This is a genomic window from Burkholderia cenocepacia (assembly GCF_014211915.1).
Lineage (GTDB): Bacteria > Pseudomonadota > Gammaproteobacteria > Burkholderiales > Burkholderiaceae > Burkholderia > Burkholderia orbicola.
Genome location: NZ_CP060039.1, coordinates 3232764 through 3249340, shown reverse-complemented (window position 1 = coordinate 3249340; position 16577 = coordinate 3232764). Strand labels below are relative to the sequence as shown.

Sequence of the window (16577 nt, the reverse complement as noted above, 5' to 3'; positions counted from 1 at the left end):
GCGGCATACCGGGCAGCAATAAAAAAGCCCCGCACGATGCAACTCGTGCGGGGCTTTTTTGCGCAAGCAGCAACTGCGCGTTCGACTTACTTCACGCGCATGCCGGGCTTCGCGCCGCTGTGCGGTTCGAGGATGTAGAGGCCCGGTTCCGCCTTCTCGTCGGTGGCCGACGCGGCGAGCACCATCCCTTCGGACAGGCCGAACTTCATCTTGCGCGGCGCGAGGTTCGCGACCATCACCGTCAGCTTGCCGACGAGTTGCTCAGGCTGGTACGCGGACTTGATGCCCGAGAACACGTTGCGGGTCTTTTCCTCGCCGACGTCGAGCGTGAGCTGCAGCAGCTTGTCCGAGCCTTCGACCGCCTGGCACGCGACGATCTTCGCGATGCGCAGATCGATCTTCGCGAAATCGTCGATCGAGATCGGTGCGTCGTCGGCGCCGTTCACGGCCGCCGGCTTCGCGTTCGCCTTCGCGTTGCTCTTCGCATCCTTCGCGGCATTGGCGCCCGCGGCGCCCGCGCCGGCTGCCTCGGCCTGCAGCGAATCGCGGTTCGCGGCGAGCAGCGCTTCGATCTGCTTCGCATCGACGCGCGTCATCAGGTGCTGGTACGCCTTGATCGGCTGCGCCGACGACAGCGGCTTCGTGGCGTCGGCCCACGCGAGCGGCGCGATCCCGAAGAACGCCTCGACCGCTTCGGCGACACGCGGCATCACCGGCTTCAGCGCGAGCGACAGCAGGCGGAAGGCCTCGAGGCTCACGCTGCAGGTTTCGTGCAGCGCGACCGCATTGGCCGGGTCCTTCGCGAGATCCCACGGCTTCGCGCCGTCGACGTACGCGTTCACTTCGTCCGCGAGCTCCATCGTGTGGCGCAGCGCGCGGCCGTATTCGCGTGCTTCGTAGCTCGCGGCGATCTGCGCAATCGCATCGCGCAGCTTTGCGACGAGCGGATGATTCATCGCGCTGTCCTGCACGCGGCCGTCGAAACGCTTGATCAGGAAGCCGGCCGCGCGGCTCGCGATGTTCACGTACTTGCCGACGAGGTCGCTGTTCACGCGCGCCTGGAAGTCGTCGAGGTTCAGGTCGATGTCTTCCATCGTCGCGTTCAGCTTCGCGGCGAAGTAGTAGCGCAGCCACTCGGGGTTCAGGCCGGTGTCGATGTAGCTCTGCGCGGTGATGAACGTGCCGCGCGACTTCGACATCTTCGCGCCGTCGACCGTCAGGAAGCCGTGCGCGAACACGTTGGTCGGCGTGCGGTGGCCCGAGAACTCGAGCATCGCGGGCCAGAACAGCGTGTGGAAGTACAGGATGTCCTTGCCGATGAAGTGGTACTGCTCGGCCTTCGAGCCCGGGCGGATCCACGCATCGAAATCGATGCCGTTGCGCTCGCACAGGTTCTTGAAGCTCGCGTAGTAGCCGACCGGCGCGTCGAGCCACACGTAGAAATACTTGCCGGGCGCGCCGGGGATCTCGAAGCCGAAGTACGGCGCGTCGCGCGAGATGTCCCAGTCGGCGAGCTTGGATTCGCCGGCGTCGCCGAGCCATTCGCGCATCTTGTTGGTCGCTTCGGGCTGCGCGAGGCCGCTCACCCACTCGCGCAGGAACGATTCGCAGCGCGGGTCGGACAGGCGGAAGAAGTAGTGCTTCGAGGTCTTGCGCACCGGCGTCGCGCCCGACACGACCGAATACGGATTCAGCAGTTCGGTCGGCAGGTAGGTCGAGCCGCACACCTCGCAGCTGTCGCCGTACTGGTCCTTCGCGTGACACTTCGGACACTCGCCCTTGATGAAGCGGTCCGGCAGGAACATTTCCTTGACCGGGTCGTAGGCCTGCTCGATTTCGCGTTCGGCGATCAGGCCGGCTTCCTGCAGCGCGAGATAGATGTTCTCGCTCAGCACGCGGTTTTCTTCCGAATCGGTCGAGTAGAAATTGTCGAACGACACGCCGAAGCTGTCGAAGTCGCGCTTGTGCTCGGTCCACACGCGGTCGATCAGCTGCTTCGGCGTCAGGCCTTCCTTCTCCGCGCGCAGCATGATCGGCGTGCCGTGCGTATCGTCGGCGCCGATGTAGTAGACCTCATGACCATGCATTCGCAGCGTCCGCACCCAGATGTCGGTCTGGATGTACTCGACCAGGTGGCCGATGTGGATCTGCCCGTTGGCATAGGGCAGTGCGGACGTAACGAGGATCTGGCGGCTGCCTTGCGGCGCCGCAGCCTGCACGGAAGTGAGGTCGGATGCGGACATAGGGTCTGGAGAAGAACAGCGGGAAAAACGACGGGAAACTGCGATTCTAGCAGGGGCGCGGGCTCGCGCGGCGGGCGGGTGCCGCGGACCGGCCGGCTGCAGGGAGGAGGTCACCCAGATGCCGCGGCCGGCAGCGCGATGCTGCGATGCAGCATGAATTCTGCGGGCAAAAAAAACCGGGGCGGATACGGCCCCGGAGCAACAACGACAAGAGGAGAATGGTGACGCGCCGGCAACACCAGCCACGTACCGTAAATACTGACCACGGCCTGCGACAGAAGTTCGAAAATTTTTTCGATTTGTTACCGGCTCCGCCGAAAGCCTTATCCGGCGGGGCTGTGCGGGCAGGATGCCCGCACGATTCCTCTCGTGGTCGCGCTTACTGATGCTGTTGCGGCGCGCGCAGGTAGATCTCGACGCGGCGGTTCTGTGCGCGGCCGGCTTCGGTCGCGTTGTCCGCGATCGGATTCGACGGGCCCATGCCTTGCGCCGACAGACGGCCGCCGTTCACGCCGCGCTGCACGAGCGCGTTCACGACGCTTTGCGCGCGGTTCTGCGACAGCGTCTGGTTCAGCTGCTGCGAGCCCGTGCTGTCCGTGTAGCCGACGATCGATGCCGTGACTTGCGGGTTCTGGTTCAGCGTCGTCGCGAGGTCGTTCAGCAGCGGCGTGAACGCCGGCGTGATCGCGTACTGGTTCGTCGCGAACGTGACCGAGCTCGGCACGTTCAGCTTCAGCGAGCCGTCCGGCTGCTCGGTGACCTGCGTGCCCGTCTGCGCCGCCGACGGTGCGAGCTTGTTCTTGATCGCCTGCCAGTTGTAACCCGTCACGCCACCGACCAGTGCGCCGACGCCCGCGCCGATCGCCGCGCCCTTGCCGCCACCGGCCAGTGCCCCGATCCCCGCGCCCAGCGCCGCGCCCGTGCCGGTACCGACGGCCGTATTGTTGCCTTGCTGCGTGGCGCAGCCTGCCAGCAGTGCGCCGGCGAGTGCGAATACGGACAGGCGAGTCGCGATTTTCATGTTCATCTTGGATTCCTCTCTTGGTTGAACGAGTCGACAACGACGACAAACAACAGTTATGGCTCCCTGCGCGGGCCGTCCGAAAAAGGAGGGCCGGCCTGCGCTCGCGGCAGCCGCCGAGGCGGTCGCATGCCCTGTCCGTCAGCGTGGCTGTTCGGGCAGCGCGACGCGTCAGCCTCTACAATATAGGCGGTGAGCGGCCGATTTGGCCCTATAGCATGCCGCACGCGAAGAGTGCGCCGGGTCGCGCGTTCGCGCAATGGCGTGCAACAGATTCTTTCACTTTTCCCGATTTTCGCAGCGTAATTTGATATTTTTTGACGTTTGCGCGCGAGAAAAACGTTTTCACGGAGTTTTGATGAGCATTGACCGGGCACAAGTCGACGCCGCGCTGGCGGCAGTCGTCGACCCCAATACCGGCCGCCCGTACGCGGCGAACAAGGGCGTGCGCAACGTCGCGATCGACGGCGATGTCGTGGCGCTCGACGTGGTGCTCGGTTATCCGGCGCGCAGCCAGCACGATGACGTGCGCGCACGCGTCGCCGCGGCGCTCCAGGCCGTGCCGGGCGTGCGCGACGCACGCGTCGCCGTGTCGCAGGAGATCGTCGCGCATACGGTGCAGCGCGGCGTGAAGCTGTTGCCGAATGTGAAGAACATCGTCGCGGTCGCGTCGGGCAAGGGCGGCGTCGGCAAGAGCACGACGGCTGTCAACCTCGCGCTCGCGCTCGCCGCGGAAGGCGCGTCGGTCGGCATTCTCGACGCCGACATCTACGGCCCGTCGCTGCCGACGATGCTCGGCATCCACGGCCAGCGCCCCGAGTCGCCGGACAACCAGTCGATGAACCCGCTCGTCGGCCACGGGCTGCAGGCGAACTCGATCGGCTTCCTGATCGAGGAAGACAACCCGATGGTGTGGCGCGGGCCGATGGCGACGTCGGCGCTCGAGCAACTGCTGCGCCAGACCAACTGGCGCGAGCTCGACTACCTGATCGTCGACATGCCGCCCGGCACGGGCGACATCCAGCTCACGCTCGCGCAGCGCGTGCCCGTCACCGGCGCGGTGATCGTCACGACGCCGCAGGACATCGCGCTGCTCGACGCGAAGAAGGGGCTGAAGATGTTCGAGAAGGTCGGGATTCCGATCCTCGGCATCGTCGAGAACATGAGCATCCACATCTGCTCGAACTGCGGCCACGAGGAGCACATCTTCGGCGCCGGCGGGGCGGAACGGATGGCGAAGGATTACGACGTGAACGTGCTCGGCAGCCTGCCGCTCGACATCGCGATCCGCGAGCGGGCCGACAGCGGCACGCCGACGGTCGCGGCCGAGCCGGACGGCGCGCTCGCGCGTCGCTACCGCGACATCGCGCGCGGGGTCGCGCTGGCGATTGCCGAGCGATCGCGCGACATGACGTCGAAGTTCCCGTCGATCGTTGTTCAAAATACGTAAAACCCTTGCGGGGCGGGGCCTCACGCTGTTTACGGCGCCGCGAGGCGCGGTATCATGGCGACTTTTCCCGGGTCCCTTTACCCGCCCGGCGCGGCCGTCGTGTCAAACGGCCGCCAGCCGGCATGAGGATCGAATGAAACAACGACATCACGGCGTGCGCGCCGGCCGCGCGCGGCGCGCGCTGCTGGCCGCCGCCGCGCTGGGCCTGCTGGCCGGCTGTACCTCCTTTTCCTCGTCGCACGAAAAACGGGCCGACGCGCAACTGCAGCCGACGGTCGGCGCACAGGCGCGCGGCGCGGTGACGTTCGTCGAGCGCCCGGACGGTGTGCAGGTCACCTACAATCTGGTCGGCCTGCCGCCGAACAGCGATCACGCACTGCAGGTGCACGAGCGCGGCGACTGCAACGCGGGCGACGGCTCGAGCGCCGGCCAGGTGTTCGCGCCGGCCGCCGACCGGCTGCGCGCGGGCGCGCGCGTCGCCGGCGATCTCGGCAACATCCATGCGGATGCGAACGGCGTCGCGGCCGGCTTCATCGTCGCGCCCGATCTGGCCCTCGACGGCGTGCGCTCGGCGATGAACCGCGCGGCGCTGGTGCACCGCGACTCGAGCGACCCGGCGTTTCCGCAGCATGGCGCGGGGCCCGCGCTGGCCTGCGGCGTGATCCGTTGACGGCCGCCGCGTGCGTGAGCCGATGATCGCGTAAAATGTCCGCCTTTCCCGGCCGCCGCCCTGCGCGAGCGGCCTTCCCCTGACCGTCACGCAGCGTTTCCAGGCGCCCCGATATGAGCATCAAGTCCGACAAATGGATTCGGCGCATGGCCGAAGAGCACAAGATGATCGAGCCGTTCGTGCCCGATCAGGTCCGCGCGTCCGAGGACGGCCGCCGGATCGTCAGCTACGGCACGTCGAGCTACGGCTACGACATCCGCTGCGCGGACGAATTCAAGATCTTCACGAACATCAACTCGACGATCGTCGATCCGAAGAACTTCGACGAGGGTTCGTTTGTCGATTTCAAGGGCGACGTGTGCATCATCCCGCCGAACTCGTTCGCGCTGGCCCGCACCGTCGAATATTTCCGCATTCCGCGCACCGTGCTCACCGTCTGCCTCGGCAAGTCGACCTACGCGCGCTGCGGGATCATCGTCAACGTGACGCCGTTCGAACCGGAGTGGGAAGGCTACGTCACGCTGGAATTCTCGAACACCACGCCGTTGCCCGCGAAGATCTACGCGAACGAAGGCGTCGCGCAGGTGCTCTTCTTCGAAAGCGACGAGGTGTGCGACGTGTCGTACGCCGATCGCGGCGGCAAGTATCAGGGGCAGCGCGGTGTCACGCTGCCGAAAACCTGATCTGGTTGCATAACGTCTCACCAGTTTCCGGGTGACCGCTGCGCGTGACGCGCCGCGGTCGTTCTTTTTGGAGAATCGCCCATGAAGTTTCGTTTCCCCGTCGTCATCATCGACGAAGATTTCCGCTCCGAGAACATCTCGGGCTCCGGCATCCGGGCGTTGGCCGAAGCGATCGAGAAGGAGGGCGTCGAAGTCCTCGGCCTCACGAGCTACGGCGATCTGACGTCGTTCGCGCAGCAATCGAGCCGCGCGTCGTGCTTCATCCTGTCGATCGACGACGACGAACTCATGCTCGGCGAAACCGGCCCGGACGGCGAGCTGCCCGAGCTCGCGACCGCGATCATCGAGCTGCGTGCGTTCGTCACCGAAGTGCGCCGCCGCAACGCGGACATCCCGATCTTCCTGTACGGCGAGACGCGCACGTCGCGCCATCTGCCGAACGACATCCTGCGCGAACTGCACGGCTTCATCCACATGTTCGAGGACACGCCGGAGTTCGTCGCGCGCCACATCATCCGTGAAGCAAAGGTCTATCTCGACTCGCTCGCGCCGCCGTTCTTCAAGGAACTCGTCAAGTACGCGGACGAAGGCTCGTACTCGTGGCACTGCCCGGGCCACTCGGGCGGCGTCGCGTTCCTGAAGAACCCGCTCGGCCAGATGTTCCACCAGTTCTTCGGCGAGAACATGCTGCGCGCGGACGTCTGCAACGCGGTGGACGAACTCGGCCAGCTGCTCGACCACACCGGCCCGGTGGCGGCGTCCGAGCGCAATGCGGCGCGCATCTTCAGCGCCGATCACCTGTTCTTCGTGACCAACGGCACGTCGACGTCGAACAAGATCGTCTGGCATGCGACGGTCGCACCGGGCGACATCGTGCTGGTCGACCGCAACTGCCACAAGTCGATCCTGCACGCGATCACGATGACGGGCGCGATTCCGGTGTTCCTCACGCCGACGCGCAACCATTTCGGCATCATCGGGCCGATCCCGCGCGACGAATTCAAGCCGGAGAACATCCGCAGGAAGATCGAGGCGAACCCGTTCGCGCGCGAGGCGATGCGCCAGAACCCGGACATGAAGCCGCGCATCCTGACGATCACGCAGAGCACGTACGACGGCGTGGTGTACAACGTCGAGATGATCAAGGACCTGCTCGGCGACCTGCTCGACACGCTGCACTTCGACGAAGCATGGCTGCCGCACGCGACGTTCCACGATTTCTACCGCGACATGCACGCGATCGGCGACGGCCGTCCGCGCACGGGCGCGCTCGTGTTCGCGACCCACTCGACGCACAAGCTGCTCGCCGGCATCTCGCAGGCGTCGCAGATCGTCGTGCAGGATTCGGAGAACCGCACGTTCGACAAGCACCGCTTCAACGAGGCGTACCTGATGCACACGTCGACGAGCCCGCAGTACGCGATCATCGCGTCGTGCGACGTCGCGGCCGCGATGATGGAGCCGCCGGGCGGCACCGCGCTCGTCGAGGAATCGATCGCCGAGGCGATCGACTTCCGCCGCGCGATGCGCAAGGTCGACGCCGAGTACGGCGACGACTGGTTCTTCAGCGTGTGGGGGCCGGACAACCTGTCCGAGGAAGGCATCGGTTCGCGCGAGGACTGGATGCTGAAGCCGAACGACCACTGGCACGGCTTCGGCCCGCTCGCGGAAGGCTTCAACATGCTCGACCCGATCAAGGCGACGATCATCACGCCCGGGCTCGACGTCGACGGCGAGTTCGGCGAGACCGGCATTCCGGCCGCGATCGTCACGAAGTACCTGGCCGAGCACGGGATCATCGTCGAGAAGACTGGCCTGTACTCGTTCTTCATCATGTTCACGATCGGCATCACGAAGGGCCGCTGGAACTCGATGGTGACCGAGCTGCAGCAGTTCAAGGACGACTACGACAACAACCAGCCGCTGTGGCGCGTGCTGCCGGAATTCGTCGCGCAGCATCCGCGCTACGAGCGCGTCGGCCTGCGCGACCTGTGCACGCAGATCCACGACGTGTACCGCGCGAACGACATCGCCCGCCTGACGACCGAGATGTACCTGTCGGACATGGAGCCGGCGATGAAGCCGTCGGACGCGTTCGCGAAGCTCGCGCACCGCAAGATCGACCGCGTGCCGCTCGACGAGCTCGAAGGCCGCGTGACGAGCATCCTGCTCACGCCGTACCCGCCGGGCATTCCGCTGCTGATTCCGGGCGAGCGCTTCAACAAGACGATCGTGAACTACCTGCGGTTCGCGCGCGACTTCAACGAGCGTTTCCCGGGCTTCCACACCGACATCCACGGCCTCGTCGCGGAAGAGGTGAACGGCCGCGTCGAGTACTTCGTCGACTGCGTGCGCGACTGATGGCGACGGCGACGCACGGACGATTCCGGACGATGCGCGCGGCGCTGGCCGCGCTCGTCGTCTGGACGGCAGGATTGGCGGGGCTCGCGGGCGCGGGCGTCGCCCATGCGGAAGTCGCGGCGGCCGACCCGATCGACGTCGCGATGCGGCAATGCCTCGCGCGGCGCGACCGGTCGTCGCCGGCCGGGCAGATCCAGTGCATGGGCGAAGCCCAGCAGCAGTGGCAGGCAGTGATGGATGGCGCGTACCAGCGCCTGTCGAAGGATGCGCCGGCCGACGCGAAGCGCGGCTGGCAGGACAGCCAGCGCCGCTGGGTCACGTGGCGCAAGGACGAAATGCTGCTGCTGAAGGCCGTGTACGACACGACGCGCGGCACCGCATATGCGATGTCGAGCGCCGACCTGCAACTGCAGCCGGTGCGCGATCGCGCGCTGGCGCTGCGCGGGGCGGCCGATCGCTATGCCCCGCCGCCGGCAGCCGTGCCGGTCGCGGCGACGAGCGGTGCGCAGGGCAGTGGCGCGGCCGCGCCGGCTGGCGCCAAGCCGGCGAATGGGCCGCGCGATCCGGCGATCCGCCGCGTGCGGCCGTGCGTGCAGGACGCCGCGTGCGAACACGCGCTGTTCGACCTGAACCGCTATTACCAGAAGCTGCGCCGCAAGATGCCCGCGCATTCGGCCGCGACGCTCGTGCGCGCGCAGCGCGCGTGGGTGGCGTTCCGCGATGCGACGGCGCCGCTCGTCGGCGAGGACGGACGTGTCGATCTGATCGGTGCGCGCATCGCGACGATGAAGCGGCTGTCGGAGACGGCCGGCAACCGGTAAAGGACGCGCCGCTTTCGAGTGGGCGACACGACGAAACGGGCACCCTCGGGTGCCCGTTTTGCATGGCGCGGCGTATTGCCTACGCGGGCCTACGCGGGCTGCGACGTGCCCTGCAGCCCGAACCACGACGGCACGAGCGCGACCGCATCGTCGAGCGACGCGAGCACGTGCAGGCTCAGCGCGACGATCTCGGGCGTCGGCGCCTTCAGGTCGGGGACGGTGACGACGGCAGCACCCGCGCTGGCGGCCGACTGCGCGCCGAAGTCGCTGTCCTCGAACGCGACGCACGCGTGGGCCGGCACGCCGAGGCGCTCGGCCGCGAGCCGGTAGACGGCCGGGTCGGGCTTGCCGCGCGCGACTTCGTCGCCGCCCGCGATCGCGCGGAAGAACGGCAGCACGCCGACCGCGTCGAGCCGCGCGCGGATCACGTCGCCCGCGGACGACGACGCGACCGCGCAAGGAATGGCCGCACGCGCGAGCGTTTCGAGCAGCTCGAGCGCGCCCGGCTTCAGCGGAAACTTCGGATGGGGTTCGGGTGCGGAGAGTTGCTCGCGCACGCGGATACGCACCGCGTCGAACGTATCGGGGTCGCCGATCAGGCGCGCCAGGATCACCTGGCCCTCGGCGAACGAGCGGCCGACGATTTGCAGGTAGTCGATCTCGGTCAGCACGACGCCATGCGCGTTCGACACGTCGATCCACGTGTTCATGATGGTCCGCTCGGAATCGACGAGCAGGCCGTCCATGTCGAAGAGCGCGGCGGAAAAGGTCATCGGGGGCATCCGTGAAGCGGGGAAAGCAGCGGGCGGCGCGAGGAGCGCCCGAATGAAAAACGGACGCCGAAGGCGTCCGTCCGGAACCGCGGGCCGTTACTTGGCCAGCGCGGCGCGGGCAGCCTTGACGGCCGCACGCACCTGGTCGGGCGCGGTGCCGCCCGGATGGTTGCGGCTCGCGACCGACCCTTCGAGCGTCAGGTAGCCGAACACGTCGTCGCCGATCAGGTGCGCGACGTTCGGCAGTTCCTGCTTCATCTCGTCGAGCGTCAGGTCGGCGAGGTCGATGCCGCGGTCGTCGCAGATCTTCACCGCGTGCGCGACGGCTTCGTGCGCGTCGCGGAACGGCAGGCCGCGCTTGACCAGGTAGTCGGCGAGGTCGGTGGCGGTCGAGAAGCCCTGCAGCGCGGCCGCGCGCATCGCGTCCGGCTTCACGGTGATGCCGGCGACCATCTCGGCGAAGATCCGCAGCGTGTCGGCGACGGTGTCGACCGTGTCGAACAGCGGTTCCTTGTCTTCCTGGTTGTCCTTGTTGTACGCGAGCGGCTGGCCCTTCATCAGCGTGAGGAGCGCCATCAGGTGGCCGTTCACGCGGCCGGTCTTGCCGCGCGCGAGCTCGGGCACGTCCGGGTTCTTCTTCTGCGGCATGATCGAGCTGCCGGTGCAGAAGCGGTCGGCGATGTCGATGAAGCCGACGCGCGGGCTCATCCACAGCACGAGTTCTTCGGAGAAGCGCGACACGTGCGTCATCACGAGCGCGGACGCCGCCGTGAATTCGATCGCGAAGTCGCGATCGGACACCGCGTCGAGCGAGTTCGCGCAGATGCCGTCGAAGCCGAGCGTCTTCGCGACCGCGTGACGGTCGATCGGATAGCTCGTGCCCGCGAGCGCGGCCGCGCCGAGCGGCAGGCGGTTCACGCGGGTGCGGCAGTCGCGCATGCGTTCCGCGTCGCGCGTGAACATCTCGACGTACGCGAGCAGGTGGTGGCCGAACGTGACCGGCTGCGCGACCTGCAGGTGCGTGAAGCCGGGCATGATCGTGTCGGCGTTCTGTTCCGCGAGGTCGATCAGCGCGCCGCGCAGGTCGTTCAGCAGGCCGCCGATGCGATCGATCTCGCCGCGCAGCCACAGGCGGATGTCGGTCGCGACCTGGTCGTTGCGCGAGCGGCCCGTGTGCAGGCGCTTGCCGGCATCGCCGATCAGCGCGGTCAGGCGCGCCTCGATGTTCAGGTGGACGTCTTCCAGGTCGAGCTGCCATTCGAATTCGCCACGCTCGATCTCGCCCTTGATCTGCGCCATCCCGCGTTCGATCGCGGCGAGGTCGTCGGCACTGATGATCTTCTGCGCGGCGAGCATGTTCGCGTGAGCGAGCGAGCCGGCGATGTCGACGAGCGCGAGGCGCTTGTCGAAAAACACCGACGACGTGTAGCGCTTGACCAGCTCCGACATCGGTTCCGAGAAGCGGGCCGACCAGGCCTCGCCCTTTTTGTGCAGTTGGGACGTCATGGCGATTCTTCGAAGGGGAGTTGGGCGGCCGTGAGCCGCCGAGGGAATCCCGCGATTCTAACATTCGCGGGCCGGCCGACCGCCGCCGGCGCGGGGGCCGGCCCGCTCAGTCGCGCACCAGCACGACGAGCTTCAGGTCCTCGCGGTGCGCCGGCTTCAGCGTGATCTGCTGGTACACGAGACGGCCATCGGCCGGATGGTCGAATTCGCGCAGGCCGCCTTCGCGCTCGAACACGTCCTGCGACGCCCAGTACTGTGCGAACGCGTCGCTGCCGGTGGTCAGCGCGTCGATCAGCGCGCGCGTCGGCGCGTCGGTCAGGTGGCGGATCGCATCGGCGCGGAATTCGGCCGCGAGCCGCCGCGCGCGGGTGTCCCAGTCGACGATCAGCGTGCGTGCGGCCGGCGACATGAACGTGAAGCGCAGCAGGTTGCGGTCGTGCTCGCCGTCGAGCCAGCCGGAAAAGAGCGCGGCGGCCGGCGCGTTCCACGCGAGCGCGTTCCATTGGCGATCGAGCACGTAGGCGGGCGTCGCGATGGCCGCGACGGTGGCGGCGAGCGTCGGCGGCAGGTCGCCGCCCGCGACGTCGGGCTCGGCCGGGTCGCGCTGCGCGGCCAGCTCGAACAGGTACGCGCGCTCGGCCTTCGACAGCTGCAACGCGACGGCGATCCGGGCGAGCGCGTCGGCCGATGCCGACACGGGGCGGCCCTGTTCGATCCACGTGTACCAGGTCGGACTCACGCCGCACAGTTGCGCGACTTCCTCGCGCCGCAGCCCCGGCGTGCGGCGGCGCGGGCCGGGCGGCAGGCCGACCGCCTGCGGCGACAGCCGCTCGCGGTGGGCGCGGATGAATTCGCCGAGCGCACGGGCGGGCGTGGCGTCGAGCGGCGGGACGGGGGCGGAGGACGGCTGGTTCATGCGGAAACGGCGAAATGGAAGCGGAAACGCGGCAACGATCGAACGATCAGACAGGTGGATCGAATACCAGAATAACTACTTAACTTGTACTGGTACAAGCGCAGGCCTATTGTAGCGGCTCGCGCGCTGGCAGGGCAGCGGGCGTCCCACACAATGCGTTGCACGGGGCCGGATCGCGCGCTGAAGCGCCGGGATCGGCCGACTGCATCAAGGAAAGGAGCGAACGATGAAACACCACGACCAGGTCGCCGATGCATTCGGCACGACGGCCGCCGCCTATCTGACGAGCACGGTTCATGCGACGGGCGCCGACCTGCAGACGCTCGCCGACGCGGTGAGCGCGACACCCGACGCCGCGGTGCTCGACCTCGGTTGCGGCGCCGGCCACGCGAGCTTCGCGGTCGCGCCGCACGTGCGCGACGTGGTCGCGTACGATCTCGCCGCGCCGATGCTCGCGACCGTCGAAGCGGCCGCGCGCGAGCGCGGGCTCGCGAACGTCCGCACGCAGCAGGGGCCGGCCGAGCGGCTGCCGTTCGACACCGCGACGTTCGACTGGGTCGTGAGCCGGATGAGCGCGCACCACTGGCACGACATGCGCGCGGCGCTCGCCGAGGTGCGCCGCGTGCTGAAGCCGGGTGGCCGCGTGCTGATGATCGATATCGCCGGCAACGACCATCCGCTGCTCGATACGTACCTGCAGGCCGCGGAAGTGCTGCGCGACGCGTCGCACGTGCGCGACTACCGCGCGGACGAATGGCTCGCGATGTTCCGCGCAGCGGGCTTCGACGCGCAGGTGCACAGCCGCTGGCGGCTGCCGATCGATTTCGATACGTGGGTCGAGCGGATTCGCACGCCGGCCGACAGCGTCGCCGGCATCCGCGCGCTGTGGGCGCATGCGCCGGACGAGGTGCGCGGCTATTACGCGGTGCAGCCCGACGGTTCGTTCGAGCACGATGCGTTGCTGATCGACGCGCACTGAGCGTGCGGCGCGCGCTGCTTTGCCGTTGCGCCATTTCGTCGCCGCATGAAAAAAAGCCGCGATACGCATGAACGCGTATCGCGGCTTTCGTGATTCCGGCCGGCGCCGAACACGCCCGGCGCCCGCGCCGCCCGCGGATCAGCCGGTGTTGCGCAGGCCGGCCGCGATCCCGTTGATCGTCAGGTGAATCCCGCGGCGCAGCCGCGCGTTCGTGTCGCCCGCGCGGTGACGCTTGATCAGCTCGACCTGCAGGTGATTGAGCGGATCGAGATACGGGAAGCGGTTCTTGATCGAGCGCGCGAGCAGCGGGTTGGTCGCGAGGCGGCCTTCCTGCCCGGTGATTTCCGCGAGCGCCCGCGACGTGCGCTCCCATTCCGCGACGATCCGCTCGAACACGTGCTTGCGCAGCTTGCGGTCGGACACGAGCTGCGCATAGCGCGACGCGACCGCGAGATCGGTCTTCGCGAGCACCATGTCCATGTTCGACAGCAGGTTCGCGAAGAACGGCCAGGTCTTGTTCATCTTCTTCAGCAACGTGACGCGCTTCGCGCGTTCGGCGTCGTCCTGCGCGCCGTCGAGATACGCGCTCACCGCGCTGCCGAAGCCGTACCAGCCGGTCAGCAGCAGCCGGCACTGGCCCCACGAGAAGCCCCACGGAATCGCGCGCAGATCCTCGATCCTGCGCTGCTTCGGGTCCTGCAGCTTGCGCGACGCCGGGCGGCTGCCGATATTCAGCTCGGCGATCTCGGTGATCGGCGTCGACGAGAAGAAGTAGTCGGTGAAGCCCGGGGTTTCATAGACGAGCGCGCGGTACGCGGCCATCGCGGAATCGGACAGCGTCTGCATCGCGGCCTCGAACGCGGGCAACTGCGCCGGTGCGTTCGATTGCGGCAGCAGCGATGCCTCGAGCGTCGCGGCGACGACCGTCTCGAGGTTGCGCCGGCCGATCGACGGGTTCGAGAACTTGCTCGCGATCACCTCGCCCTGCTCGGTCAGGCGGATCTGGCCGTTCACGGTGCCCGGCGGCTGCGACAGGATCGCCTGGTAGGTCGGGCCGCCCCCGCGGCCGACCGTGCCGCCGCGGCCGTGGAACAGCCGCAGCGTGATCTTGCGCTCGCGGAACAGGTCGACGAGCGCGAGTTCCGCGCGATACAGCTCCCAGTTCGACGTGAGGAAGCCGCCGTCCTTGTTGCTGTCCGAGTAGCCGAGCATCACTTCCTGCTCGGCGCCCTGGTGCGCGATCAATGCGTCGATGCCCGGCAGCGCGAAGTAGTCGCGCATGATGCGCGACGCGTCGCGCAGGTCGGGGATCGTCTCGAACAGCGGGATCACCATCAGGCTGTTCTTCGCGTGGCTGCCCGGCACGCCGAGCGTGCCTTCGAGCAGGCCCGTCTCCTTCTGCAGCAGCAATACCTCGACGAGGTCGCTGACGGTTTCCGTGTGCGAAATGATGTAGTTGCGTACCGCACGCGCACCGAATTGCGCGCGGACCTCGCGTGCCTTCTCGAACACGCCGAGCTCGCTCTGCGCGAGCGCCGAGTATTCGAGGTACGGCGAGCGCAGCGGGCGCGGGTCGGCGAGCGCGGCGAGCAGCACGCGCAGCTTGTCTTCCTCGGCGAGCGCCGCATAGTCGGCCTCGACGCCCGCGCGCGCGAACAGCTCGGCGACCACCGCTTCGTGGATGTCGGAACTCTGGCGCAGGTCGATGCTCGCCAGATGGAAGCCGAACACTTCCGCCGCACGCACGAGCGGCGCGAGACGCGGCGCGGCGAGCGACGCGCCGTGGTGTTCGTCGAGCGACGCGGTCAGCACCTTCAGGTCGGCGACGAACGCTTCGGAATCCTCGTACGAAATCGCCCGCACGGGCGGCGCGCCGCGGCCCGCGCTGCGCACCGGCACCGTGCCTTCGCCGAGACGCACGCGTGCGCTCGCGGCGAGCCGCGTGTAGATGCCGATCAGCGCGCGGCGATACGGTTCGTCGACGCGGTGCGGCGACTGGTCGGGCGACGCGGCCGCGAGCGCCTTCACCGCGTCGTTCGCGCCGACCAGCAGGTTCGACACCGACAGCTCGGCGCCCAGCTTGTGCACCTGTTCCAGATAGTGTTCGAGGATCACCGCGGCCTGGCGGTTGATCGCCTCGTCGAGCGTCGCCGCGGTCACGTTCGGGTTGCCGTCGCGGTCGCCGCCGATCCAGCTGCCCATCTGGAAGAACGCGGGCACGCGGGCTGACAGCCCGTGCTCGGCGAGCGCGGCCTCGATGTCGCCGTACAGCGCGGGCAGCTCGTCGAGGAACGTCGCGCGGTAGTACGACAGCGCGTTCTCGATCTCGTCGCCGACCGTCAGGCGCGCGTCGCGCAGCATGCGCGTTTGCCACAGCGCGGTCACGCGCGCGCGCAGCATCGTTTCGTTGTACTGGCGCTCGCGCGCGGTCAGCTCCTGGTCGCGCTCGGCGAGCAGGCGCGCGATGTCGTGCTGCGCGTCGAGGATGCTCTTGCGCTGCACTTCGGTCGGGTGCGCGGTCAGCACCGGCACGATCAGCGCATCGTCGAAGAAGCGTTGCAGCAGGCGCTTCGACGCGTTGCCGGTGGTTTTCAGCTGGTCGAGCGCGTACGCGACCGTGCCGGGCTGCGGCGCGGAGCCGGCCAGCGCGTGGATGCGGCGGCGGCGGTTGTGGTGACGGTCTTCCGCGATGTTCGCGAGGTGCGAGAAATAGCTGAACGCGCGCACGACGCTCACCGTCTGCTCCGGCGTCAGCTTGCGCAGCTTCTTCTCGAGCGTCTGCGCGGCTTCGCTGTCGTCCTCGCGGCGAAACTTCACCGCGGTCTGGCGGATCGTCTCGACCACGTCGAACACGGTATCGCCTTCCTGTTCGCGCACGACGTCGCCGAGCAGGCGGCCGAGGAAGCGAATGTCCTCGAACAGCGGGCCGTCCTTGTCGTCGCGCGTGCGGGTGCCGGCCTTCGGCGCGACGGCATTGCGGGCGGCGGGGCTCGTGGCTGTCGTCGTGCGTTTTGTCTGACGTATCGGGTCTTTCGGTTTCGTTGCCGTTTTCGCACGGCCGTTCGCGGCGGTGGCGACGGTGTCCGTCGAGGCATCGGGGGAGGGCAAGGCAGCATTGCGGCGCGCCGTACGCGCCGATCCGGAAGACTTCACG

12 protein-coding genes are annotated in these 16577 nt (G+C 67.9%); 6 read left to right on the top strand and 6 right to left on the bottom strand.

Annotated elements, in window-relative coordinates:
- Positions 1-86: 86 nt before the first annotated feature.
- Positions 87-2243, bottom strand: coding sequence for a methionine--tRNA ligase (metG, locus tag SY91_RS15345; protein WP_043888627.1), 2157 nt, complete (start codon positions 2241-2243; stop codon positions 87-89).
- Positions 2244-2622: 379 nt separating this feature from the next.
- Positions 2623-3270: an OmpA family protein gene (locus SY91_RS15340; protein WP_006478111.1), complete on the bottom strand. Its 648-nt coding sequence runs from the start codon at positions 3268-3270 to the stop codon at positions 2623-2625.
- Between the two features lie 352 nt (positions 3271-3622).
- On the opposite strand from SY91_RS15340, the gene apbC reads away from it, so the two are divergent.
- The 5 genes from apbC to SY91_RS15315 all read left to right on the top strand — a co-directional run bounded on the left by apbC (position 3623) and on the right by SY91_RS15315 (position 9249).
- Positions 3623-4714, top strand: a complete 1092-nt coding sequence (gene apbC, locus SY91_RS15335; protein WP_023477952.1) for an iron-sulfur cluster carrier protein ApbC — start codon at positions 3623-3625, stop codon at positions 4712-4714.
- A gap of 133 nt (positions 4715-4847) precedes the next feature.
- The gene (gene sodC, locus SY91_RS15330) at positions 4848-5384 is read left to right on the top strand and encodes a superoxide dismutase [Cu-Zn] (RefSeq protein ID WP_011545956.1); all 537 of its coding nucleotides are present in this window, start codon (positions 4848-4850) and stop codon (positions 5382-5384) included.
- 113 nt (positions 5385-5497) lie between these two features.
- Positions 5498-6067, top strand: coding sequence for a dCTP deaminase (dcd, locus tag SY91_RS15325; protein ID WP_006398615.1), 570 nt, complete (start codon positions 5498-5500; stop codon positions 6065-6067).
- Positions 6068-6148: 81 nt separating this feature from the next.
- Positions 6149-8428, top strand: coding sequence for an arginine/lysine/ornithine decarboxylase (locus SY91_RS15320; protein ID WP_011545955.1), 2280 nt, complete (start codon positions 6149-6151; stop codon positions 8426-8428).
- 32 nt (positions 8429-8460) lie between these two features.
- Positions 8461-9249 carry a lysozyme inhibitor LprI family protein gene (locus SY91_RS15315; protein WP_034174680.1) on the top strand — a complete coding sequence of 263 codons (789 nt, stop codon included), beginning with the start codon at positions 8461-8463 and terminating at the stop codon, positions 9247-9249.
- Positions 9250-9338: 89 nt separating this feature from the next.
- Here SY91_RS15315 and SY91_RS15310 read toward each other — a convergent pair whose 3' ends face one another.
- From SY91_RS15310 to SY91_RS15300, 3 genes are all read right to left on the bottom strand, one after another.
- Positions 9339-10022, bottom strand: a complete 684-nt coding sequence (locus SY91_RS15310; RefSeq protein ID WP_185920981.1) for an HAD family phosphatase — start codon at positions 10020-10022, stop codon at positions 9339-9341.
- Positions 10023-10118: 96 nt separating this feature from the next.
- Positions 10119-11528, bottom strand: a complete 1410-nt coding sequence (argH, locus tag SY91_RS15305) for an argininosuccinate lyase (protein WP_006478117.1) — start codon at positions 11526-11528, stop codon at positions 10119-10121.
- A gap of 106 nt (positions 11529-11634) precedes the next feature.
- Complete coding sequence (locus SY91_RS15300) at positions 11635-12444, bottom strand: helix-turn-helix transcriptional regulator (RefSeq protein ID WP_185920980.1); 810 nt, start codon at positions 12442-12444, stop codon at positions 11635-11637.
- A 226-nt stretch (positions 12445-12670) separates the two neighbouring features.
- Here SY91_RS15300 and SY91_RS15295 point away from each other — a divergent pair, with 226 nt between their 5' ends.
- A complete protein-coding gene (locus SY91_RS15295) occupies positions 12671-13423 on the top strand; it encodes a class I SAM-dependent methyltransferase (protein WP_006478118.1) in 753 nt (250 codons plus the stop codon).
- A 138-nt stretch (positions 13424-13561) separates the two neighbouring features.
- Here the strand turns inward: SY91_RS15295 and ppc are convergent, their stop codons facing one another.
- Positions 13562-16576, bottom strand: coding sequence for a phosphoenolpyruvate carboxylase (gene ppc, locus SY91_RS15290; RefSeq protein ID WP_023478075.1), 3015 nt, complete (start codon positions 16574-16576; stop codon positions 13562-13564).
- Between the last annotated feature and the right edge of the window lies 1 nt (position 16577).

Excerpts from the sequence above, each read along its gene's own strand:
- metG (WP_043888627.1), bottom strand. The coding sequence starts at position 2,243 with ATGTCCGCATCCGACCTCACTTCCGTGCAGGCTGCGGCGCCGCAAGGC.
- SY91_RS15340 (WP_006478111.1), bottom strand. The coding sequence starts at position 3,270 with ATGAACATGAAAATCGCGACTCGCCTGTCCGTATTCGCACTCGCCGGC.
- apbC (WP_023477952.1), top strand. The coding sequence starts at position 3,623 with ATGAGCATTGACCGGGCACAAGTCGACGCCGCGCTGGCGGCAGTCGTC.
- sodC (WP_011545956.1), top strand. The coding sequence starts at position 4,848 with ATGAAACAACGACATCACGGCGTGCGCGCCGGCCGCGCGCGGCGCGCG.
- dcd (WP_006398615.1), top strand. The coding sequence starts at position 5,498 with ATGAGCATCAAGTCCGACAAATGGATTCGGCGCATGGCCGAAGAGCAC.
- SY91_RS15320 (WP_011545955.1), top strand. The coding sequence starts at position 6,149 with ATGAAGTTTCGTTTCCCCGTCGTCATCATCGACGAAGATTTCCGCTCC.
- SY91_RS15315 (WP_034174680.1), top strand. The coding sequence starts at position 8,461 with ATGCGCGCGGCGCTGGCCGCGCTCGTCGTCTGGACGGCAGGATTGGCG.
- SY91_RS15310 (WP_185920981.1), bottom strand. The coding sequence starts at position 10,022 with ATGACCTTTTCCGCCGCGCTCTTCGACATGGACGGCCTGCTCGTCGAT.
- argH (WP_006478117.1), bottom strand. The coding sequence starts at position 11,528 with ATGACGTCCCAACTGCACAAAAAGGGCGAGGCCTGGTCGGCCCGCTTC.
- SY91_RS15300 (WP_185920980.1), bottom strand. The coding sequence starts at position 12,444 with ATGAACCAGCCGTCCTCCGCCCCCGTCCCGCCGCTCGACGCCACGCCC.
- SY91_RS15295 (WP_006478118.1), top strand. The coding sequence starts at position 12,671 with ATGAAACACCACGACCAGGTCGCCGATGCATTCGGCACGACGGCCGCC.